Raw genomic sequence first — 22,696 nt, 5'->3', positions numbered from 1 at the left:
TTATGTCTGAACAAACAGCCCAGCGTCAATATTCTATTGGCTGGATTATGTTGCTCGCTTTACTTACGGCTTTAGGGCCGTTATCCATTGATATGTACTTACCTGCGCTACCACAAATGGCCCATGATTTTGGGGTAAGTACGCAAATGGTGGCAAATACACTGCCAGCTTATTTTTTTGGTTTAGCCATTGGGCAATTGGTTTATGGTCCTTTAAGCGATCGTATCGGTAGAAAGAAACCACTTTACTTTGGCCTCGCGCTTTATGCAGTCGCAAGCTTATTTTGTGTAATGGCTACTAATGAATGGAGCTTGATTGCGGCCCGTATTTTACAAGCTTTAGGTGGTTGTGTTGGCGTAGTCATGGCGCGTGCGGCAATACGCGATAGATTGGACGTACAAGGCTCTGCACAAGCTTTTTCTAGCATGATGATCGTAATGGGCTTAGCACCAATTTTGGCTCCTATGATCGGAGCATGGATTTTAATTTGGTTCCCTTGGCAGGCTATTTTTATTGCACTTTCAATTGTGGGTGCGCTGTGTTGGCTGTGTGTACATTTCTTTTTTAAGGAAACTTTGGCAAATGATAAAAGGCTTAAGCTATCGCTCTATCAAGTGGTGACTTTATATGGAGCTATTTTCAAAGATGCGAGTTTCCGCTTACCTATGTTTGCAGGGTGTTTAACAGGGGCTGTATTATTTTGCTATATCAGCTCAGCGCCTGCGGTTTTTATGGATCAGTACGGGCTTAATCAGCAAGAATTTGCCTACGTATTTGGACTAAATGCTTTTGGTATTATGTTGATGTCTTCTTTAAACAAGCATTTAACAACACGTGTTGAAATTACCAAACGCTTAAAATCAGGTTCACTTGTGCAAGTGACTGGAGCCATCATTGTATTTATTGCTGGTTTAATTCCTGCGGCGCCTTTATGGCTGGTTATGGTAGGGTTGTTTTTAGCTATTTCAGGCATTGGATTAACAGGCCCAAATGCGATGGCGTTAGCAATGTCCAAACAAGGTGCTCGTGCTGGAACAGCAAGTGCAATTATGGGAAGTATGCAATTCGCTTGTGGCCTTTTAGGTGGCGTGCTTCTTAACTTCCTGATTTGGTCTGCATCGCTCAATATGGGGGTGATGATGGTGTTATTTACACTAAGTGGTTTTATTGTCGTCTTGAAAGCGACACAACAGGTCAAAACCAAGCCATTCTCATAGCTTTTAGAGAATGGCCACTTATAGCTTATTCGTCTAGAAAAACTGTGAAATTTTCAACAGGTTCTCTAGGTGTGATAAAGGTATTTACAATATGATTAGGGTCAGCATGGCCTAATGCAATTGCACATACTAGTTCTTCGTCATCTGATGCACCCACTATATCTAAAACAATAGGGTGAAAATGATTCCAAGCTGCTTGTGGGCATGTATCTAAGCCACGCGCCTTGGCAGCGACCATCACGTTTTGGATCATCATGGCGATATCCATTTTAGAACCGATTCCCATAGTTTTATTTACGGTAAAGAAAAGGCCGACTGGTGCATCGAACAATTTAAAATTACGTAGCTGCTGTTCAGCCATTTTTTCTTTTTCGCCCTTTTTGATTTCGAGTAAACCATAAAGGCCCCAACCATTTTCGCGGCGGCGGTCAATAAAAGGGGATATCCATTTTTCAGGGTAATAGGCAAAAGTTTCTTTATATTGTTCTGCAAGTTCAGGATTTTTTGAAACTTCAATTTGTGCAGCACAGACACGTTCAACTATTTCATCACGCTTTTTGCCTGCGATCACATAGACTTTCCATGGTTGGGTGTTCGTTCCAGAAGGTGCTCGACTTGCGACTCGTAATATATCTTTAATGACTTCTGGCTCAATTGGGGTATTTAAAAAAGCGCGGACAGAATGTCGAGAAGTGATAGCTTCATCAACGAGACGAACTTGTTCCAGATTCATGCGTACTCCTATATCTTTTCTTAAATACTTAATACTTTTTTGAAGCTTAATTTCATGTTTTGAAAGTACTTCATTTATAAGCAAAAAATATTAGAAAAGGGGTATCCTTAAAGATATGATGATGTGTTTAGTTTGGATATGATGTCTAATTAACTCTAATGTGAATATGCCACTTTAGATCTAAATAGACAAAAAAGTATGATGTTTTTGACTATAAAAATAAATCTATAGCATTAGATGGATTAAAAATCACTCAATTGAAAAAAAGGTATAATATGTTTAAAAACAGTGCAAAACAGATGGTTTTGGATAAAAAACAATCGGAAATAACATAAAATTTTAATGAAAAACATACACAAAATTTTAAATTTCTGCATAATACCGACTTTTTTACGCAGGTATGATTTCTCCATACTCATGTTAGGAAAGAAATGGCTGCATACAAAATCCCTTTACAAAAAGGATTTGGATGTAGAAATGGAGAAATACACGAGGAATAAGGAGCTTTACATGAGTTTACCGCTCATCAACAAGCAGTTCATGAAACAAGGATTGGCGATTACCATTGCAACCATGAAAATGAACGTAACTCACGCAACTACTGAGCCACAAGAAATACAACAGCTTGGTACAGATCTAAATGCACTCTTCTCCAATCAGAGGGAAAAGGGCGCAGATAGCCGCGTTATGGCGATGGCTCGTTACAGTCTTTGAAATTCATATCCATTTTAGACATTCGCTCTCAAGTATATGTAAATATGCTTATTGGCTTAAATCCAGATTTTTATAACTCGATTAATTGATGGGAATCATTAAGCGAGCTGATTTAGCGGTGGTCATTTGTTAGTTTCCAAGTTTGTAGCCGAGTCGATGCATTCTGTTCACCCAAATGGGAATATGTTCAGTGGTGCGATGAATTCATTTTATCTGAAGGGTGCTTTCTCTCATGCGACCTTCAAAGGCTTAGTGCTGGGCATTATGTTGCTTAAACTTGTGACGTTAATTGCTATTCAAGTGACATTAAAAGTTTTTTCTTAAATGTACTGAAGAAGTCCCTATTTTGAGGGGCTTTTTTGTTTATTGCAGTATTTTGGCTTGTGCTATTAGCACATTAGCAAGAACGTAAGCGGACCGAGTATGAATGAACAACTCAATGCCACACTGATGTCGTGGGTACAATTTTTTAATGATCCTTTATGGGATTTTCTGGTTATTTTCTTGCTGGCTGTCGGTATTTTTTATACGGTCTTAACAGGGGCAGTGCAGATTCGCATGTTCTTGCAAAGTATCCGTGTCATGAAAAGCAGCCGTACAGAAGGCGAAGATGAGCATGGACTTACACCTTTCCAAGCGTTTGTAACGGGTCTTGCGAGCCGTGTTGGGGTCGGTAACATTGCAGGTGTGGCAATTGCGATCGCAATTGGTGGTCCTGGTGCTGTGTTCTGGATGTGGGTAACTGCTCTCCTTGGTATGAGCTCTGCTTTTATTGAGTCTACACTTGCTCAGCTCTTTAAAGTTAGAGATAACAAGACTAAACAGTTCCGCGGTGGGCCAGCTTACTATATTACCCAAGGTTTACGCAGTAAAACCTTTGGTGTGGTTTTCGCACTAGCACTCATCTTTACCTACGGTTTCGTATTCAACTCAGTCCAAATCAATGCGATTGCTAATGCTTCTTCACATGCTTGGGGTTGGGACAAAGCCAATCTTATTGCTCATTTAGGTGGGGTTGATCTAGAAATTTCATGGGTTGGTCTTGCGCTTGTCGTTATGGTTGCATTGGCAATTTTTGGTGGTATTAAGCGTATCGCTAAATTTGCGGAGATGTTTGTACCTTTAAAAGCGGGTCTCTATCTAGCCGTTGCTCTCTATATTGCAATTAGTAACTATGCAATTTTGCCGGATATTTTAAAGCTGATTGTGACTGAAGCTTTCCAATTCAATGCTGCGGCAGGTGGTTTCTTTGGTGCTGCTGTATCTATGGCAATGATGCAAGGTATTAAGCGTGGTTTGTTCTCAAACGAAGCAGGTATGGGTTCTGCGCCAAACGCAGCTGCTGCATCTGATGTAAAACATCCTGTAAACCAAGGTTTAGTACAAATGCTTGGTGTATTCGTAGATACGTTCATTGTATGTACAAGTACCGCAATCATTATCTTAGTTTCTGGCGTTTACCAAGACGCAGGTTTTGTTGGTGTTGAATTAACACAACGTGCCTTAGAAACTCAAGTTGGACATTGGGGGGCTGATTTCCTTGCAGTTTTATTATTCTTATTCTGTTATTCAGCTGTACTAGGTAACTATGCCTATGCAGAAGGTAATGTACAGTTTATTAATAACAACCCGAAAGTTATGTTCATCTTCCGTATTTTTGTATTGGTCATGGTGTACTTCGGTGCAATCGGTAGTGTTCCACTCGTTTGGTCTATGGCTGACTTATTTATGGGTATCATGGCAACCATTAACTTGATTGCGATCTTACTGTTAACGCCAATGGCACGTACTTTGTTAAAAGATTACCGTGAGCAATTGAAACGAGGCATCAAAGAGCCTGAGTTTAAAATTGACAAGTATCCGGAATTGAAGAAAAAAGTTGATTCAGATATCTGGTAAGTTTCAAAAGGCCTCTTATACATAAGGGGCCTTTTTCATATAGGCGATAAATAAAATACTTGAGTCTAAATTTTAAACATGACAAATTAAATAAATTCACTACAGCTTTTCACGAAAGTAGCAACTAAAATTGCAATCCGAACTTAAACCTCATAGTGCGAAGATGGGCCATGAAACAGCTTAAATTGTGGGTTCTCGGACTCTCTATGGTGTTGGCGGGATGCCAGACCACCACACACTTGTCTGCTGCTCTAAAACCGCAAACGACAGAAGCTTATGCTCGTCCTGTCGATCAACCTTTTGCAAGAATTAAAAAAATGCAAAAACGTCCTATTGTTGCGCTTGTATTGGGTAGCGGTGGAGCACGAGGTTATGCTCATATAGGGGTGATTGAAGTTTTAGAACAACATGGTATTCGCCCAGATTTTATTGTAGGTACGAGTGCGGGTAGTATTGTTGGAGCAATTTATGCGAGTGGTAAAACACCTGCTGAACTGCGTGATACTGCTTTAAAAATGAAAGCTGGCGATGTCCGTGATATTAGTATCGGTTTAAAAGGCTTTTTTGATGGCAAAAAAGTAGAGAACTACGTTAACCAGCAAGTAAATAATATGCCACTCGAAAAAATGAAGATTCCAATGTATGTGGTGGCAACTGAACTGAAGCATGGCACTAAGACCGTATTTAACTACGGCAATACTGGGCAAGCCGTGAGAGCCTCTGCTTCGATTCCGAGTATGTTTGTGCCGACTAAAATTGGTAAATCTGAATATGTTGATGGCGGCTTAGTGAGTCCTGTGCCAGTTGAAGTGGCTCGTGATTTAGGTGCTGATGTCATTATTGCAGTTGATATTCTAGCTCAACCTATTTATACAGAAACTTCGAATGTTTGGGGACTGTTTAATCAGAATATTAATATTATGCAAGGGCGTTTGGCAGCAGAAGAATTGCAATATGCAGATGTTGTTATTCAGCCAGATTTAAGAGAAAAAGCACATATTTTTGATGTCAAAGGCCGTGAAGCTACTATGAAATCTGGTATGGATGCAGCTAATGCCAAGCTTTCTGATATTCAGTTTGCTATTGATGAAAAAATAGCTGAACAAAATATGTCTACGGAAGGCTTGAGTGCTCAAAGCCAATAAATAAACGTTAATATTCTGAAAATTAAATAAAAAGCCCACAAAGGGCTTTTTTTATGGAAGTTTAAATCTTCAATTTTTGGAATAAAATTTTTTGTATATTAGAGATATGTTGGATATGCTGAAAACTCTAATGGTCAATATGAAATATTGTTGCCGTTTTTAAAAAATAATTGATTTGTAGTGTATTGAGGCTGACTGGATAAATGATACAGCAACAGGTTAAAAATGGCTTTCCAACATTAGATGATGTTCATGCTGCCGCAGAGCGTTTGGAAGGTTTAGTTGTAAAAACTCCCTTTGTTTTCTCAGAAACCATTTCTAAAACCTTAGGGGCTGAGATGTGGTTGAAATTTGAAAACTTACAATTTACAGCTTCATTTAAAGAGCGGGGTGCTCTAAATAAACTGTTGTGTTTATCTGAGCAAGAAAAGCAACATGGTGTTATTGCAGCTTCGGCAGGCAACCACGCCCAAGGTGTAGCCTACCATGCTCAGCGGACAGGTGTGACCGCGACCATTGTGATGCCGAAATCGACACCAAACGTTAAGGTACAACGAGTACGTGAGTATGGTGCACGCGTTATTTTGCATGGGCAGGACTTTTCAGAAGCTGCTGCTGAAATGCACCGTGTTGCACAAGAAGAATCTTTAACGATTATCCACCCATTTGATGATGCTGAAATTATTGCAGGTCAGGGAACTATTGCACTTGAAATGCTTGTAGCTGTGCCTGATCTGGATATTCTGGTTGTGCCAATTGGTGGTGGTGGTTTAATTTCTGGTATTGCAATTGCTGCTAAGGCGATCAATCCAAAAATAAAAATTATTGGGGTACAATCAGTTGTATACCCAAGTATGGCAAAACTACTTTGTAATTATCAACATGCCGTTTCAATGGGCTCTACAGTTGCTGAAGGTATTGCGGTAAAAACTCCAGGTGAGCTTACGACCCAAGTTGCTAAAGAATATGTTGATGACATTGTTGTTGTCACTGAAGACATGATTGAAGAGGCAATTGCGCTGTTACTTAATATTGAAAAAACAGTATGTGAAGGAGCAGGGGCGACAGGTATTGCTGCAATTATGTCGCGTCCCGATCTGTTTTTAGGTCATAAATTAGGTGTGGTTCTGTCAGGTGGCAATATTGATACACGTGTTATGGTCTCTGTATTACAACGCCATTTAACTCGTACAGGCCGTATGGTTCGTATTCGTGTTGAATTACCTGATAATCCAGGTGCCTTAGCTCGTTTAACAGCCATTATTGCTGAGCAGGGCGGTAATATTTATGAGCTGCGTCATGAACGCTTTGCGGCAACAAGCCGTGCCAAAGAAAGCGCTGTGAGCGTTGATGTCGAATTAAAAAGTGCCTCGGACCTAGATTTGCTTATTCAAGCAATGCAATTAGAAGGCTATATTGTTCGTAAGGAAGAGATTTAATCTCTGTATCACTGTGTTATAAAAGCCGTCTATGACTCTATCAAGAGTCATAGACAAGGTAATTTAAATGGATTAAATTGCCAAAAAAGGGATTAATTTACAAAAAAACGATCAAATCCTTCAATGGAATAGGAAAAACTGACAATTCTCTAAACTTTACCCTTCACAATTTTAAGGTTTAGGTTTTAGTATTCCTTTCATTGTAAATTTGAAGAAATATAGGGATATCCACGCTCAATGTTCAAATCATTTTTTCCATCACCACGGTATTTCTTTATATCTGCGGTCATTTGGATCGCACTCAATATGATGCTTTGGTATTCAGGTGGAAACACGTGGGGAACTTTTATCGGGTTTCCTCAAGGCTATCATGATGCTCAACTACCAGTGGGTGTGAGCCGTTTTTGGTCTCCAACTTTCTTATGGTTTTATGTCTGGTTTTTAATCTCTACTGCGCTCTTTGCTGGATTTTGGAAAATTGTTTCTAATAATCCATGGCAGGGTTGGTCAGTGTGGGGTTCCGCATTTATTTTGTTTAATATTTGGTTTGGTGTTCAAGTCAGTGTTGCGATTAATGCATGGTATGTACCATTTTGGGATTTAATTCAAAAAATGCTTTCGGATGGCGGAGGAGACCTCTCAGCATTATATAGTGAGACAATGGTCTTTCTTTATATTGCTATGGTGGCTGTGACTCTTGCTGTGATTAATGCCTTTTTTACAAGCCATTATGTATTCCGCTGGCGTACAGCAATGAATGAATATTACACAGAACATTGGGAAAAGCTTCGTCATATCGAGGGGGCTTCACAGCGTGTGCAAGAAGACACTATGCGCTTTGCAACCATTATGGAAGACTTAGGCGTTGAACTGGTGAAAGCTGTTATGATCTTAATTGCCTTTTTACCTATTTTATTTCAACTGTCTAAACATGTTCCTGTTTTACCAATTGTTGGTGAACTAGAACATTCTCTAGTATGGGCTGCAATTGTATGGGCTGCTTTTGGTACTGTTCTTTTAATGGTGGTTGGTATTAAATTACCTGGACTCCAATTTAATAATCAAAAAGTAGAAGCGGCTTATCGTAAAGAATTAGTTTATGGTGAAGATCATGCAGAGCGTGCAAGACCAGCTACTTTAAAAGAACTATTTAGCAGAGTTCGTAAAAACTACTTCCGCCTCTATTTTCATTATGCTTACTTTAACTTGGTAGCAACTTGGTATAAGCAATTAGATATTTTATATAGTCTAGTTGTTTTATTTCCTGCAATTGCAAGTGGGAAGATGACGTTAGGCTTGATTAACCAAATTGGTGGTGTATTCGATAAGGTTCGTGAATCCTTCCAATATTTAATTAGTTCATGGAAAACGATTATTGAATTGCTTTCAATTTATAAGCGTTTAAAAGCTTTTGAATCGATATTACACAAGTAAAAAAAAAGCCCGCGAAAGCGGGTTTTTTTATAAGTATTGGATTAGTGTGTTGCATTATAAAAATTAAGGATAGGGCCAACTAAAGATTGTTGGGATTTATCTAAGGTGACTTGAATTTCTTTATAGTTAAAAGTGTCTTCATCATAATATTTGGCAATGCCATGGGTTTTATTGTTCACTTGTGGAATTTGATAACTAAAAAAAGCCACTTTTTTAGATGGGTGAACAATATGGATGAGTTTTTTAGGATCTTTAAATCCGCCAAATTCATTTTCCAGACTTTCTTTTAATAGTTCGGGAAAATAAAGCGTTGCATTCGGTAAGCCACATCCAACGCAAAATGAAGAGTCGTAAAGTTTTATTGCTTGCTTCTGATCTGGACTCATTATTAGAGCAAAACCAGTTCCATACGCACCTGCATTTGCTTGCACATCTTGCCAATTTCTTGGAACGAGCACTAAATCTGTTTCAGGTAATGCAAGAAGCTTGAGTTGCTTGGCATGTTGAGCATCGAGTTGAAAATTAAAACGGCAGCTTTTAGGCGTGCATTTTTCAAAATCTTTAAGTAAACCATCCTCTATTGGGTTCTGTGCAGTAACACCATAAAACGGAACTGTAACGCCGTTTAAAAATTTTGCCTCTCCTAGAGTGTAGAACTGATTGTCTGCTTTGCGGGTTGCAGCAGAGCTATAAAATTTGGGGAAATGGGGTGTAAAACTTTTTACTTCTGCATAAGCAGATGAGGTTAGACAGGTAAATGCAGTAAATAATAAAAAATTCAGTTTTTTCATTTTTAGAAAGTAATCAATTTAAATCTTATATAAATCTAACATATTCTTTTAAACTAGACGGTAACTCAAAATTTAACGCTATTATTAACTTCATAATAAAACAGACCAATCGAGACATGAAATAATGAAAAATATACTTTCAATTGGTTGTTTGGCAGTAATAAGTTCTTATAGTTTTGCTCAAGATATCAAAGGTATTTCATTTTCTCACCAAGAGTGGGAAATCTCTTGCAGTAATACAGGCACCTGTAAGGCAGCAGGTTATCAAAACGAGGAAAATGGTGACAATCCTGCTTCAATTTTATTAACACGTAAAGCTGGCCCAAAACAACCTGTGCAGATTGAATTTGCTTTGTCAGACTATGAACAAAGCATGCCAGCAAACCAGCTTAAAAATATTCATTTTTATATAAATGGCAAAGATTTAGGCGCTGTGAGTGTAGATGGTACTGAGTTACCACTTATGGGTAAACTGAACAGCTCGCAAGTCAATGCTCTACTACAGCAATCCAAACAGAAGACCGAAATTTTATTTAAAAATGCGCAGCATGAATGGAAAATTTCTGATGCTGGAATGACTGCTGTGTTATTAAAAATGGATGATTTTCAGAAGCGTATCGGAACTGTTGGTGCTTTGGTTAAAAAGGGCAGCGCCAATGAAGCCAAAGTGCTTATGCCTGAGCCAAAACTACTTGTTAAACGTATTAAGACTTCAAACAAACCTTATTTAACTTTACAGCCTAAAAATAAACAGTACCAAGCAATACACCGTAGTTTGATGGCTGCTAAACCGAATCCGAAAGAAGACGGTTTTTGTGAAGGTGTTTATAGTGGTAATAGCGATGGAGCTGAACCACAGAAAATTGAGCTATATAAACTAACCAATAAGAAAGTTCTGGCGACTACGTTGTGCTGGAGAGGCGCCTATAACGAAGGGTATGGCGCTTGGGTGCTAGATGAGTCATTAAATGGTAAGGCCGCGTTTGTGACTGAATCCGCTTCAGATTTTGATAGCGGTATGATCAGTAGTGCTCAAAAGGGAAGAGGCATTGGAGACTGCTGGGTAAGTGAAGAATGGGTGTGGGATGGCAAGAGTTTTGTACATACTAAGAATATGTGGACAGGTATGTGCAAAGGCTTGGCAGCAGGTGGGGTGTGGGAGCTTGATCGAATAGAGTCTATGGTGAAATAAGTATTTTGCGGTTACAGAGTCATAACAGGTAACTTTGGTGACTCTGTGATAAAAAGAACAGATTGTTTATTGGAGCTAGACCTATGTCACATCATCTTTACGCTATTGCTCGCCGTAAGTTTTCACATCTGAGCCGTTCAATATGTGTAGCGGCTGCTGTATTGGGGACTACTCAAATTGCGATGGCTGGCCCAACGGTTGATCAGTTAAGTGACTGTCTGGTTAAAGCAACAACTGCCTCTGACAAAACTACTGTACTTCAATGGACATTTACGGCTTTAGCTGCCCATCCCGATTTAAAAGCATTTAGTAATGTAACACCTGAGCAAAAGGATCAGTTAGATCAAAAACTGGCACAGGTTTTACAACGTGTGATTGTTGAGCAATGTTCTGCTCAGACCAAAGCTGTAATTCAGACTGAAGGTGTGAAAGCAGTTGGAGAAGCTTTTCAACAGTTAGGTCAAAGTGCGGGTGAAGATATTGTTAAAGACCCGGCTGTTAAACAGCAGTTGCAGGGCACATTACGCTATATTGACTTAAATAAATTAGTGACGACGTTTTTAACACCAGAAATTTGGAATAAGTTGGGAATCACAAGATAAAAAATCTAGTTTTTTTATTTTATTAATAAAGCCTGCTATCTAAGTGCAGGCTTTATTGTATTTGGAATAAAGAGATCTTTTAGATCGTAATTGTAGCCCCTAAAACTTTCACAAATTGAGCTAACCAAGCTGGATGTGCAGGCCAAGCTGGTGCTGTCACTAAATGTCCATCTGTAACGGCTTCAGTCACGGCAATGTCTGCATATTGTCCACCTGCCAGTTTTACTTCGGCCGCACATGCTGGGTAAGCTGAGCAAAGGCGGTCTTTTAACACATCTGCCGCAGCAAGTAACTGAGCACCGTGACATACAGCTGCAATTGGTTTTTTCACTCTATCGAATTCACGTACAATTTCAATAACACGTTCATTCATACGTAAATACTCTGGTGCACGGCCACCAGGAATCACTAGACCTACATAATCTTCGGTATTAATGGCATCAAAATCATAGTTAATCGCGAAGTTGTGACCACGTTTTTCGCTATAAGTTTGCTCGCCTTCAAAATCATGAATAGCAGTCGCAATATGGTCGCCGTTCTTTTTATTCGGGCAAACAGCATGTACGGTATAACCTAAACCAGTTAAAAACTGAAAAGGAACCATAGTTTCATAGTCTTCGGCATAGTCACCGACCAACATTAAAATCTTTTTAGACATGATTTATCCCTCTTTTTAAAATGTAATTTATCTAAATTCTGAATTTAAATTAGCACAGTCACTGAGTAATTTTTTAGGAAAAAAGTGCATTCTTTAGTCGAAGGGTGCTTTAGAAGAATATAAAAAAGCCCCGATAAATCGAGGCTTTTTCTGGAGTTGACTAATGAAATTAACCAATCAATTTTTTCATTAATTCATTTACTTGAGCAGGGTTGGCTTTACCCTTAGAAGCTTTCATAACTTGACCAACAAGACCGTTAAAGGCTTTTTCTTTACCAGATTTGTACTCTTCAACCATTTTTTCATTGGCTGAAAGTACTTCTTTAATGATCGCTTCAATTGCACCTGTGTCGGTTTCTTGCTTTAAGCCTTTTTCTGCAATAATGTCATCAGCAGATTTACCTTCCGATTCCCACATAAAGCCAAAGACTTGTTTTGCAATCTTACCGCTAATGGTGTTATCAACAATACGAGCAATCATGCCGCCAAGCTGTTCAGCAGAAACAGGTGAGTCAGCCAAATCTAGGCCTGCTTTGTTTAAAGCACCTGAGAATTCGCCCATTACCCAGTTTGCAGATACTTTACCTTGCTTCGCACCGCCAGCAGCAGCCACAACAGCTTCATAGAAGTCCGCCATTTCGCGTGAGAGCGTAAGTACATGTGCATCGTACTCAGTTACTCCAAAGTCTGCGATAAAGCGCGCACGGCGAGCAGCAGGGAGCTCTGGAAGTGCAGCGCGAGCAGCTTCAATTTGCTCATCAGCAATAATCACAGGTAACAAATCTGGATCGGGGAAGTAGCGGTAGTCATTCGCTTCTTCTTTAGAACGCATAGAGCGCGTTTCCATTTTGTTTGGATCGAACAAACGAGTTTCTTGGTCGATACTTCCGCCGTATTCCAAAATTTCCATTTGGCGTTCAATTTCAACATTGATCGCTTGCTCAATGAAACGGAATGAATTGAGGTTTTTAAGTTCACAGCGCGTACCAAAAGGTTGGCCCGGACGACGTAAAGATACGTTACAGTCCGCACGGAATGAACCTTCTGCCATGTTACCGTCAGAAATACCTAACCAACGTACTAGCGTGTGAATCGCTTTGATATAAGCAACAGCTTCTTCAACCGAACGCATGTCAGGTTCAGAAACGATTTCAAGCAAAGGTGTTCCAGCACGGTTTAAGTCAATACCAGACATGCCTTCAAACTGGTCATGAATCGATTTACCTGCATCTTCTTCAAGATGGGCACGGGTTACGCCAATACGTTTGGTCGTGCCATCTTCAAGTTGAATGTCGATGTGACCTAAGCCGACAATTGGATTATCCATTTGGCTAATTTGGTAGCCTTTTGGTGAGTCAGGATAGAAGTAGTTTTTACGTGCAAACACAGATGCTTGATCGATGTAAGCATCGATACCTAAACCAAAGCGAATTGCAAGATCAACCACTTTTTCATTCAAAACAGGGAGTACACCTGGCATTGCCAAGTCTACAAGGCTTGCTTGCGTGTTTGGGTCTTGACCAAATTCAGTCGATGAACCAGAGAAAATTTTAGAATTGGTTGCAAGCTGAGTGTGAATCTCGATACCAATAACGACTTCCCAACCGTCAATCAATTTCAACTTTTGAGCTTCAGCCATTATGCATTCTCCTCAGCAATTGCCGCACGTTGAGTATGGAAATCGGTATTTTGTTGGTATTGATGAACAATCGACAATAATTGCGATTCTGACCAGTAGTTACCAATTAATTGTAAGCCTACAGGTAAGCTGTCTTTATCAAAACCAACAGGAGCATTAATCGCTGGCAAGCCTGCTAAGTTCACTGCAAGTGTATAGATATCGCCTAAATACATTTCAGTTGGACTTAAGTTCGCACCAATTTTATATGCAGTTGTTGGAGCAGCAGGAGCCGCAATCACATCTACATTTTCAAATGCTTTTAAGAAGTCTTGTTGAATTAAACGACGTACTTTTTGTGCTTTCACATAGTAAGCATCGTAATAACCCGCAGAAAGCGCGTATGTACCAATCAAAATACGACGTTGAACTTCTGGACCAAAGCCTTCTGAACGAGAACGCTTATAAAGATCCATCAAGTCTGCTGGGTTTTCACAGCGGTAGCCATAACGAACACCGTCATAACGTGACAAGTTAGAAGATGCTTCTGCTGGCGCGATGAGGTAATACGTTGGTACATAAGCTTCAGTCATGTTGAGATCAATCTCAACAAGCGTTGCGCCCATTTCCTCAAGCTTTTTCAAAGACTCTTCAACACGTGCTTTTACGTCAGCATCTAAACCTGCAACGTTAAAGTATTGTTTAGGAATACCAATGCGTAAGCCTTTTACAGACGTGTTATTCAGGTTTGCAACGTAATCATCGACTTCTTTTTTAACCGAAGTGGAGTCTTTAGCATCATGACCTGCAATAACATTCATTAGGTAAGCACAGTCTTCAGCAGAGCGTGCCATTGGACCTGCTTGGTCTAATGATGATGCATAAGCAATGATCCCGAAACGAGATACACGACCATAGGTTGGTTTTAAGCCTGTTAAGCCACAGAATGACGCAGGTTGACGAATTGAGCCGCCTGTATCAGTACCTGTAGCGAAAGGCGCTAAATCAGCCGCTACAGCCGCAGCAGAACCACCTGATGAACCACCAGGAACATGGTCAAGTGCCCATGGATTGCTCGTTGCGCCAACATACGAACTTTCAGAAGTTGAGCCCATGGCAAACTCGTCCATGTTCACTTTACCTAAAGTGACAAGACCAGCTGCTTTAGTTTTTTCAACAACAGTTGCATCGTAAGGAGAGATGAAGTTATCTAGTATTTTTGAACCAGCAGTCGTTTTAATGCCTTTGGTACAAAAGATATCTTTATGAGCAAGAGGAATACCCGTTAAAGCTGTTGCATTACCTGCTTTTAAAGCTGCATCGGCAGCGTCGGCTTCAGCAAGAGCTTGTTCAGGCGTAACTGTCACGTAGCTTTTTACCAGAGGGTCAATTTTAGCAATACGTTTTAAATAGTGTTCAGTCAGTTCGCGAGATGAAAACTTCGCTTGGCTTAAGCCCTCAGCAAGTTCACGAATTGATAAGCGATGTAAATCAGTCATGAGTAAAATTTCTTTACATTCAAAATAGGGAAGATGGATTAATTGACTAAAAGTTATTCAATCACGCGAGGAACAAGATACAAACCATCTTGAGTTGCTGGTGCAACTGCTTGGTATTCATCTCGATGATTACTTTCAGTTACCACATCAGCACGTAAAGGTTGAGGATTGTCAAAAGGACTTTTCAAAGGTTCTACGCCTTCCGTATCAATGCCTTTTAAGGTTTCCATCATGCCTAAAATTTTATTTAGACTTTGAGCATATTCAGCAGATTGCGTATCATTGAGCGACAATCGAGCAAGATTGGCGATTGCTGAAACTGTTTGAGCATTTAAATCTGCTGAATGCTGTGCATCCGATGTAGACATAACATCACCTAATCAGTATTAAAAATTTTCAAAATATCGTGCGTTATAATAAGCGATTGACTTGTTCAAATCATCACATTTAGTTTAAAGTTGCCACCTTGCATCCACATGAAAGTTTAACTGAGAACGAACCGTGATTCTAAAACGACTAATTGGCTTGTTTTCGCCGGATCTAGCCATTGATTTAGGTACAGCAAATACACTTATTTATGCACCAGGCCGCGGCATTATATTAAATGAACCAACAGTTGTGGCAATTCGTCACAGTGGTTCACAAAAAATTGTTGCTGCTGTAGGTCTAGATGCTAAGCAAATGCTGGGCCGTACGCCTGCGAATATTTCTGCAATTCGTCCAATGAAAGACGGTGTAATTGCGGATTTTGAAGTGACTGAAACCATGTTAAATCAGTTTATTGGTAAAGTTCACGAAAAACGTTTGTTCCCACCTGCACCTCGTGTAGTTGTATGTGTACCATGTAAATCAACTTTGGTCGAGCGTCGTGCGATTCGCGAAGCAGTATTTAATGCTGGTGCCCGTGATGTTCGTTTGATTGAAGAGCCTATGGCGGCAGCAATTGGCGCAGGTATGCCAGTTGAACAAGCATGTGGTTCTATGGTTGTGGATGTTGGTGGCGGTACAACAGAAATTGCAATTATTTCATTGCAAGGTTGTGTCTATGCTGACTCTTTACGCATCGGCGGCGATGTTTTTGATGAGCAAATCATCAATTATGTTCGTAAAGCTCACGGTTGTGTGATTGGTGAAACCACTGCTGAAATTATTAAAAAAGAAGTAGGTATGGCTGTTTCTGATGGTACAACATTAGAAATCGAAGTACGTGGTCGTAACCTTGCAGAAGGTGTACCTCGTGCAATTACCGTAACTTCTGACGAAATTACTCAAGCTATTTCTGATCCGTTACAAAGTATTGTAAGTGCTGTGAAATCTGCTCTTGAGCAAACTCCTCCTGAACTTTCTTCTGATATTGCTGAGCGCGGTATTGTGTTGACAGGTGGTGGTGCGCTACTTCGTAATCTTGACAAGTTATTGGCTCAAGAAACTGGTTTACCAGTTGTTGTTGCTGAAGATCCTCTCACTTGCGTAACCCGTGGTGGTGGTAAAGTATTAGAATTCTTCGACAACCCGAACCATGACATGCTTTTCGTCGGTTAAGTTTAAGGATTAGGCGGTGCAACCGAATATTTTTTCAAGACAGCCGCCATCTTTCCGCTCGTTCATTATTGCGGTCATTACATGTTTGGTTGTGCTGTTCTTTGATTGGCGCATGCCTTATGTAATTCAGCCAGCAAGGGATGTCTTGTACGCTGCATATAACCCAATTTATGCATTGGCTAGTTATCCGGTACTGTCGAGAGAATGGCTGAATCAACAAACAAAATCTGAAGCACAACTGCGTCGTGAAAATACCGCGATGCAGGCTGAGCTTTTACAAGCTCAAGTCCGCTTACAGAAACTTTCTGAACTGTCAGCTGAAAATACCCGTTTACGAGGACTTCTTGATACCCCATTAATTATTGATGGTCGTATGGAAATTGCCGAAGTGATTGGAACAGATGCAGACCCATTACGTCATATCATCATTATTAACCGCGGCTCTATGGACCATCTAAAGGTCGGTCAAACGGTTTTGGATGATAAAGGTATTATGGGGCAGATCATTAACGTATATCCTCATAGCTCACGCGTGATGTTGTTATCAGATAAAGAGCATTCACTGTCGGTACGTCTTGAGCGTACAGGGATGCGGGCGATTGTTTCTGGTACAGGTGATTTGGGCCGTTTAAAAATGGAATATGTCCCGACCAGTGCGAATATTCAGGTGGGTGATAAAGTGTTTAGCTCAGGCTTGGGTGAACATTTCCCAGCAGGTTACGCAGTGGGTACAGTTGCCAAAATAAGACGCCATAATTCAGGTGAGTTTGCTGAAATTGATGTAACACCATCAGCACAATTAGCAACAGGGCATCATGTAGTTGTACTTTTCTCTGAATCATTAGCGAAGGAGCAGCCATATGCCGATCGCTAAACTTAAACGAGAAAAGCGTAAAGATCCATTATGGGGAATTATTCTCTCCGTTATTGTGGGTTCTGTACTCATGGTTTATCCGCTATCCTATGATATTTCAGGATGGCGGCCACTGTTCATGTTAATGATCATGCTATTTTGGGTAGTATGCCAGCCAACATGGTGTGGGGTCTGGTTTGCATTTGGGATGGGGATTTTTACAGACTTACTGCTTGATGCACCTTTAGGACTCAATGCCTTAAGTTTTGTAATTGTGACTTTTCTTACCCGTTTTTTAATTCGGGAACGCCGTATTTTAACTTTTGTTAATTTATGGACGATAGCAACGTTGGTCATTATTGCCCATTTAGCATTTATGTGGGTAACACAGACGATGGGTGGAATTCATTTTTCAATTGCTAGACATTGGCAGCCTTTGATGACAAGTATCATCACGTGGCCAATCGTCTATTATTGTTTGGCAAAATGGCGCATATAGTTTTAGCATCTAGCTCTCCTCGTCGGAAGGAGCTGTTGCAACAGCTAGGCTTGGATTTTGAAATCTATAGTCCTGACATTGATGAGTCTGTTCATGAAAATGAGCTGGTTCATCACTATGTTGAACGGTTGGCTAGAGAAAAAGCTCAAACTGTATTGAAGCTTTTTCCAGAAGCTATTGTTATTGCTGCCGATACAAGTCTGGGACTTGACGGTCAAATTATTGGAAAGCCTGAATCGAAAAATCATGCCTTTGAAATCTGGAAACAATTATCTGGACGTTGGCATGATGTGTTTTCGGGACTGTGCGTTGCGACTCAACAACAGATGTTAAGTCAGGTAGTGCAAACACAAGTTGAGTTTCAGCGCCTGACTACACAGGATATGGAAGATTATTGGGCTACGGGTGAGCCTGTTGGAAAAGCGGGTGGATATGCAATTCAAGGAATTGCCTCGCAATATATTCCCCAAATTCAAGGAAGTTATAGTAATGTGGTAGGACTTCCTTTATACGAATTTGCACAGTTATTCAAAAGAGTAAAGACATAAGGGGTTGTTATCATTCTTCATTGAATAGCATTGTCGATGAACACTAGACAACGTTAAAGTTAACAGCTTCTCTGACTCTTTAATAAAAAATTTTATAATGCTTTGAGTTTATGTATGTCAGAAGAACTACTTATTAATGTCACGCCTATGGAGTGTCGGGTGGCATTAATCGAAAATGGAACTGTTAATGAACTGTATGTCGAGCGTACAGTTAAACGCGGGCTAGTCGGCAATATCTACAAGGGTAAAGTTGTACGAGTGCTTCCGGGCATGCAAGCTGCCTTTGTTGATATTGGTTTGTCTCGAACAGCCTTTTTACATATCAATGATATGGTTTGGCCTCGTTCACAACCTACCCCGAATGTTTTTGAGCTATTACATCCTGGGCAAACCCTTACTGTCCAAGTAATGAAAGATATGTTGGGCACAAAAGGTGCACGCCTCAGTACAGATCTTTCAATCCCTTCTCGCTATTTGGTTTTAATGCCGTATGGCAACCATATTGGTGTTTCGCAGCGTATTGAGTCTGAAGAAGAGCGAGATCGTCTGCGTAATATTATTGAAGGTATTCAATCTGAGCATAATTTACCCGGTAGTGTGATTGTCCGTACGGCTGCAGAAGGTGTGGACGAGGCAGAAATTGCACAGGACATGTGTTATCTGAGCAAATTGTGGGAGTACATCCAGCGCAAGCAGACGGATGTTGCTGTTCCTTCTTTAATTTTTGAAGAACTTCCATTACCTCAACGTATTATTCGCGACTTAGCAAGCGAAGAAACCGCAAAGATTTATGTAGATTCGCGAGAGATTCATGCAAAACTGCTTGAGTTTGTAGATGAGTTTGTCCCGAATATGAAGAGTCGTCTCATCCATTATCCGGGGGAGAGACCACTATTTGATCTTTATAATGTTGAAGAAGATATTCAAAAAGCCTTACAAACTCGCGTAGCTTTGAAATCTGGCGGTTATCTGATGATCGACCAGACTGAAGCCATGACAACGATTGACGTTAATACAGGTTCATATGTAGGTGGTCGTAGTCTTGAAGACACGGTTTTCAAAACCAATATGGAAGCGACTCAAGTTATCGCGCGTCAACTTAGACTGCGTAATTTGGGTGGTATTCTGATTATTGATTTTATTGATATGCAAGAAGCAACTCACCGTGAAGAGGTGATGCGTCAGTTTGAGAAAATGCTTGAGCGAGATCACGCGAAGACCAAAATTACTCAAGTTTCAGAACTTGGTCTGGTAGAAATGACGCGTAAACGAACTCGTGAATCATTAGAACACTTGTTATGTGAATCATGTCCAACATGCCAAGGGCGTGGTTTTGTCAAAACAGCGGAGACAGTGTGTTACGAAATATTTCGTGAGATATTACGATATACCCGTGCATTTGAGTCAACGAGTGGCTTTACTGTTGTTGCCCATCCTTCTGTGATTGACCGATTATTAACAGCAGAAGCACCAGCAGTAGCCGATTTAGAGCATTTTATTAACCGTGTTATTAAATTTCAGGTCGAAAATTTATATACGCAAGAGCAATACGATATCATTTTAAGTTAAAGTTGTAACAAGATATCGCTTAATCCTTGTTACAACTGAAATTTTACTTTCATTCATGAATTTTAAATACTACTTACATACAGTAGCCCTAGACGTTCTCCCTATTAAACGTCTTAGCAAACAATAAGAGGTATAACCCATGAATGTAAGTGAAAATTTAATTAGCAACGGTCTTAAACATGTTTTAGAGAGCACGCCAGTAAATAGCTGCTATATGTTGAATGACCAAGGTAAAGAAGTACCGATTACAACTGCAATGATTCGTTCAGTATGTCATCAGTTGCTTAACCAGTGCCGCACAATCAAAAAATAAGGGGCCAATTCAAAGCCCCTTAATTTTCTAACTTGCTGAATGATGTTTCAGCTGTTTTTCTGCAATAATTTCTTCAAAACGTTGAATCTCATCTTCTAAATGAGTCAAAAGGTTTTGCATTTTTGGCAAAGCATTTCGACAAGCTGTTAATCCAACTTCAAGCTTATCTAAATAACTGGTCATGGTAATGTTGAGAGCTTGTCCATCCATGACAATCGAAGCCGGGTAGAGTGCATCTAATTTCGCGCCATTCCAATAAAGCGGTTCACGTGGTCCTGGTACATTGGAAATCACTAAATTGAACGCCTGACGCTTAGGAAGCATTCCTGACATGATGTTTAATCCTGCCGGACCATAAACAACCGCACTATAGTTTAAAATTTCATTCGCAGTCATGCGGCTAAAGCGTTGCTTTGAATTTTGCATACTACGGCGAATGATTTCTAGACGCTCTAACGGTTGATCTTTATGCGTCCCTAAATTTGCCAAAATCATGGTAATTCGATTACTCATGTCAGAATCATCTGTACGTAATGAAGCTGGAACCATGGCAATAAGTGGCTTTTTAGGTAAGCTGTTTTGGCTAATCAAATATTCACGTAAAGCGCCTGAACATACAGCTAGAACAACATCATTAATTGTCACGCCTAATGCTTTTGAAATTTTTCTAAGACGGCTTAATTCAAATGATTGGGCCGCAAAACGACGTGAAGCACTGACTCTTTGGTTCAAAATAGAAACTGGTGCCTGAAAAGTAGAAACATAATCAGGATTTTTACCCATTTCCTTGAATATGGTTTGAGATAGCTCGTGCATGACTCTTGGAGCTATGTCAAGTTGAGACTTAATACCGCCTAAAATACTTTTAATTTTACTAGTACTTGGAGTTGGTACTTTTAGACGCTTAGCTCTCTTGCTCTCAACACACCATAAAGGAACAACATGTTTCTCTTCTGGTGTTTTTGATAGAGATTTCTCGATCAAACGCATACCAGCAACACCATCTACCATGGCATGATGGATTTTAAAATACATGGCAAAACGATTGCCTTCGATTCCTTCAATAATGTCACAAGTCCAAAGTGGCTTTGCACGATCAATTAGTGAGCTATGCTGCAGTGAAATATAAACCAGAAGTTCACGAATACGGCCCGGGTGAGGCAAAGCGATGTGGCGAAAGTGATGATCGATATCGAACTCTTCATCTTCATCCCAAAACAGGCCACTTAAGCGGTTATTAAAGGGCGGAATAGGAATGCTCTTTGAGCGTTTAATATCTTCTACTAAATCATGTACAAAGGTTTCTGGTGCATTTTCAGGAATTTCAAATAAAAATAATCCACCGACATGCATGGGTTGCTGTCTTTTTTCAAGTGACAGAAAAATGAAATCAATTGGGTGTAATGGACGCATAAATCATTGTGCCTCATGCATTTTTCTAAGAAGCCCTTATATGAGCTCTTATTAGAATTATAGAACCGTAAAATTAAGTATATAGCGTTTAGAGTAGAGAAAATATGACTTTGTGTACGGAACATGACATAAAAAAAACCACTGATTTGCCAGTGGTTTTTTGATATCCAATTACTTTTTCATATTACCTGCGTGTAAGCCACACTCTTTTTGAGTGGCTTCTTCCCACCACCAGCGTCCTTCACGCTCATGTTGATTTGGTAATACAGGTCGCGTACATGGTTCACATCCAATAGAAACAAAACCACGCTCATGAAGAGGGTTATATGGAATTTCCATCATACGGATGTAGCTCCATACCTCAGCACTTGTCCAGTTCGCTAGAGGATTATATTTAATAAGTTGCTTATCTGGACCCGAGAAACCTGCATCAGCTTGTACTACTGGAATCTCTGTACGCGTACCAGGACTTTGATCTTTGCGTTGACCCGTAATCCAGCCATCTAAAGTCGCAAGTTTTTTACGCAAAGGCTGAACTTTTCGAATACCGCAACATTCTTGATGCCCATCTGTAAAAAAGCTGAATAAACCTTTTTCGTTTACCATGTTTTGAACAGCTTCAGATTCAGGGAAACAAATTTCAATATTGATATTGTAGTGTTTACGGACAGTTTCAATAAATTGATAAGTTTCAGCGTGGAGTCGGCCCGTATCGAGACTAAATACACGGAAAGGTTTGCCTAAGCGTGAAGCAATATCAATTAACACAACATCTTCTGCTCCCGAAAATGAAATTGCAATTTCACCTTGTTGGCTTAAGGCAAGTTCTAAAATTTCTCGAGGGCTTTTGGTTGCATATTCAGCAGCAAGAGCATCTACGATATCAATAGTCGGAATAACGGTCATGTGTGTTCCTGGCAAAAGGCTTGGGCGCATTGAGTTATGAAAAATATTCTAAAGGATAGTTGATAAAGTGCTTAGCACTTTAATTTCGATCCTTATGAATAAAATTGATTTG

General features: G+C 40.0%; 23 protein-coding genes. 15 read left to right on the top strand and 8 right to left on the bottom strand.

What is annotated here, in order from left to right; translation table 11 throughout:
• The first annotated feature begins 2 nt into the window (after window positions 1–2).
• The gene (locus HJG58_RS06215) at window positions 3–1,217 is read left to right on the top strand and encodes a multidrug effflux MFS transporter (RefSeq protein ID WP_170248281.1); all 1,215 of its coding nucleotides are present in this window, start codon (window positions 3–5) and stop codon (window positions 1,215–1,217) included.
• Window positions 1,218–1,242: 25 nt separating this feature from the next.
• Here the strand turns inward: HJG58_RS06215 and HJG58_RS06210 are convergent, their stop codons facing one another.
• Window positions 1,243–1,950, bottom strand: a complete 708-nt coding sequence (locus tag HJG58_RS06210; protein WP_216076524.1) for a nitroreductase — start codon at window positions 1,948–1,950, stop codon at window positions 1,243–1,245.
• A 510-nt stretch (window positions 1,951–2,460) separates the two neighbouring features.
• Between HJG58_RS06210 and HJG58_RS06205 the strand changes: the two genes are divergently transcribed.
• From HJG58_RS06205 to sbmA, 6 genes are all read left to right on the top strand, one after another.
• Window positions 2,461–2,664 carry a hypothetical protein gene (locus tag HJG58_RS06205; protein WP_005064392.1) on the top strand — a complete coding sequence of 68 codons (204 nt, stop codon included), beginning with the start codon at window positions 2,461–2,463 and terminating at the stop codon, window positions 2,662–2,664.
• 183 nt (window positions 2,665–2,847) lie between these two features.
• Window positions 2,848–2,988 (top strand): hypothetical protein, encoded by a 141-nt coding sequence (locus HJG58_RS06200; protein ID WP_086265163.1) that lies wholly within the window; start codon window positions 2,848–2,850, stop codon window positions 2,986–2,988.
• A gap of 99 nt (window positions 2,989–3,087) precedes the next feature.
• Window positions 3,088–4,563: an alanine/glycine:cation symporter family protein gene (locus HJG58_RS06195; RefSeq protein ID WP_086265162.1), complete on the top strand. Its 1,476-nt coding sequence runs from the start codon at window positions 3,088–3,090 to the stop codon at window positions 4,561–4,563.
• Between the two features lie 170 nt (window positions 4,564–4,733).
• The gene (locus HJG58_RS06190; protein WP_216076523.1) at window positions 4,734–5,708 is read left to right on the top strand and encodes a patatin-like phospholipase family protein; all 975 of its coding nucleotides are present in this window, start codon (window positions 4,734–4,736) and stop codon (window positions 5,706–5,708) included.
• A gap of 203 nt (window positions 5,709–5,911) precedes the next feature.
• On the top strand, window positions 5,912–7,147 hold the full coding sequence (locus tag HJG58_RS06185; protein WP_060466052.1) for a threonine ammonia-lyase: 1,236 nt from the start codon (window positions 5,912–5,914) through the stop codon (window positions 7,145–7,147).
• 237 nt (window positions 7,148–7,384) lie between these two features.
• On the top strand, window positions 7,385–8,581 hold the full coding sequence (gene sbmA / locus HJG58_RS06180) for a peptide antibiotic transporter SbmA (protein ID WP_170248279.1): 1,197 nt from the start codon (window positions 7,385–7,387) through the stop codon (window positions 8,579–8,581).
• A 41-nt stretch (window positions 8,582–8,622) separates the two neighbouring features.
• Here sbmA and HJG58_RS06175 read toward each other — a convergent pair whose 3' ends face one another.
• Window positions 8,623–9,372: a DUF4850 domain-containing protein gene (locus tag HJG58_RS06175; protein ID WP_170248278.1), complete on the bottom strand. Its 750-nt coding sequence runs from the start codon at window positions 9,370–9,372 to the stop codon at window positions 8,623–8,625.
• A gap of 124 nt (window positions 9,373–9,496) precedes the next feature.
• Here HJG58_RS06175 and HJG58_RS06170 point away from each other — a divergent pair, with 124 nt between their 5' ends.
• Together HJG58_RS06170 and HJG58_RS06165 are read left to right on the top strand one after the other, a co-directional pair.
• Window positions 9,497–10,564, top strand: a complete 1,068-nt coding sequence (locus tag HJG58_RS06170) for a DUF1176 domain-containing protein (protein ID WP_170248277.1) — start codon at window positions 9,497–9,499, stop codon at window positions 10,562–10,564.
• Between the two features lie 83 nt (window positions 10,565–10,647).
• Window positions 10,648–11,166, top strand: a complete 519-nt coding sequence (locus HJG58_RS06165) for a hypothetical protein (RefSeq protein ID WP_216076522.1) — start codon at window positions 10,648–10,650, stop codon at window positions 11,164–11,166.
• A 79-nt stretch (window positions 11,167–11,245) separates the two neighbouring features.
• Here the strand turns inward: HJG58_RS06165 and HJG58_RS06160 are convergent, their stop codons facing one another.
• From HJG58_RS06160 to gatC, 4 genes are all read right to left on the bottom strand, one after another.
• Complete coding sequence (locus tag HJG58_RS06160; protein WP_216076521.1) at window positions 11,246–11,824, bottom strand: DJ-1/PfpI family protein; 579 nt, start codon at window positions 11,822–11,824, stop codon at window positions 11,246–11,248.
• Between the two features lie 169 nt (window positions 11,825–11,993).
• Window positions 11,994–13,463, bottom strand: a complete 1,470-nt coding sequence (gatB, locus tag HJG58_RS06155) for an Asp-tRNA(Asn)/Glu-tRNA(Gln) amidotransferase subunit GatB (RefSeq protein ID WP_170248276.1) — start codon at window positions 13,461–13,463, stop codon at window positions 11,994–11,996.
• Window positions 13,463–14,941: an Asp-tRNA(Asn)/Glu-tRNA(Gln) amidotransferase subunit GatA gene (gene gatA / locus HJG58_RS06150; protein WP_005072830.1), complete on the bottom strand. Its 1,479-nt coding sequence runs from the start codon at window positions 14,939–14,941 to the stop codon at window positions 13,463–13,465. The genes gatB and gatA overlap by 1 nt, the downstream gene beginning before the upstream one ends.
• A gap of 53 nt (window positions 14,942–14,994) precedes the next feature.
• Window positions 14,995–15,309 (bottom strand): Asp-tRNA(Asn)/Glu-tRNA(Gln) amidotransferase subunit GatC, encoded by a 315-nt coding sequence (gene gatC / locus HJG58_RS06145; RefSeq protein WP_000107699.1) that lies wholly within the window; start codon window positions 15,307–15,309, stop codon window positions 14,995–14,997.
• Window positions 15,310–15,442: 133 nt separating this feature from the next.
• On the opposite strand from gatC, the gene HJG58_RS06140 reads away from it, so the two are divergent.
• From HJG58_RS06140 to HJG58_RS06115, 6 genes are all read left to right on the top strand, one after another.
• Window positions 15,443–16,483, top strand: coding sequence for a rod shape-determining protein (locus tag HJG58_RS06140; RefSeq protein ID WP_000601379.1), 1,041 nt, complete (start codon window positions 15,443–15,445; stop codon window positions 16,481–16,483).
• 16 nt (window positions 16,484–16,499) lie between these two features.
• Window positions 16,500–17,357, top strand: a complete 858-nt coding sequence (gene mreC / locus HJG58_RS06135; RefSeq protein ID WP_033850763.1) for a rod shape-determining protein MreC — start codon at window positions 16,500–16,502, stop codon at window positions 17,355–17,357.
• Entirely contained in the window at window positions 17,344–17,835 is a 492-nt protein-coding gene (gene mreD / locus HJG58_RS06130) for a rod shape-determining protein MreD (protein ID WP_170248275.1), read from the top strand. Before mreC ends, mreD begins: the two co-directional genes overlap by 14 nt.
• Window positions 17,823–18,383, top strand: coding sequence for a Maf-like protein (locus HJG58_RS06125; RefSeq protein WP_170248274.1), 561 nt, complete (start codon window positions 17,823–17,825; stop codon window positions 18,381–18,383). Before mreD ends, HJG58_RS06125 begins: the two co-directional genes overlap by 13 nt.
• A gap of 114 nt (window positions 18,384–18,497) precedes the next feature.
• Complete coding sequence (gene rng / locus HJG58_RS06120; protein WP_005064412.1) at window positions 18,498–19,952, top strand: ribonuclease G; 1,455 nt, start codon at window positions 18,498–18,500, stop codon at window positions 19,950–19,952.
• A gap of 139 nt (window positions 19,953–20,091) precedes the next feature.
• A complete protein-coding gene (locus tag HJG58_RS06115; protein ID WP_002116397.1) occupies window positions 20,092–20,265 on the top strand; it encodes a PA1571 family protein in 174 nt (57 codons plus the stop codon).
• A 27-nt stretch (window positions 20,266–20,292) separates the two neighbouring features.
• Here the strand turns inward: HJG58_RS06115 and HJG58_RS06110 are convergent, their stop codons facing one another.
• Together HJG58_RS06110 and HJG58_RS06105 are read right to left on the bottom strand one after the other, a co-directional pair.
• The gene (locus HJG58_RS06110) at window positions 20,293–21,678 is read right to left on the bottom strand and encodes a WS/DGAT/MGAT family O-acyltransferase (protein WP_170248273.1); all 1,386 of its coding nucleotides are present in this window, start codon (window positions 21,676–21,678) and stop codon (window positions 20,293–20,295) included.
• 171 nt (window positions 21,679–21,849) lie between these two features.
• Window positions 21,850–22,584 (bottom strand): phosphoadenylyl-sulfate reductase, encoded by a 735-nt coding sequence (locus HJG58_RS06105; RefSeq protein WP_068565648.1) that lies wholly within the window; start codon window positions 22,582–22,584, stop codon window positions 21,850–21,852.
• Window positions 22,585–22,696: the final 112 nt, after the last annotated feature.

Origin of the sequence: Acinetobacter geminorum (assembly GCF_013009345.1) — a bacterium.
In the GTDB taxonomy this organism is placed as follows: Bacteria; Pseudomonadota; Gammaproteobacteria; order Pseudomonadales; family Moraxellaceae; genus Acinetobacter; species Acinetobacter geminorum.
The sequence above is the reverse complement of the archived record's forward strand: the minus strand, read 5'-3'. Positions and strand labels throughout refer to the sequence as shown.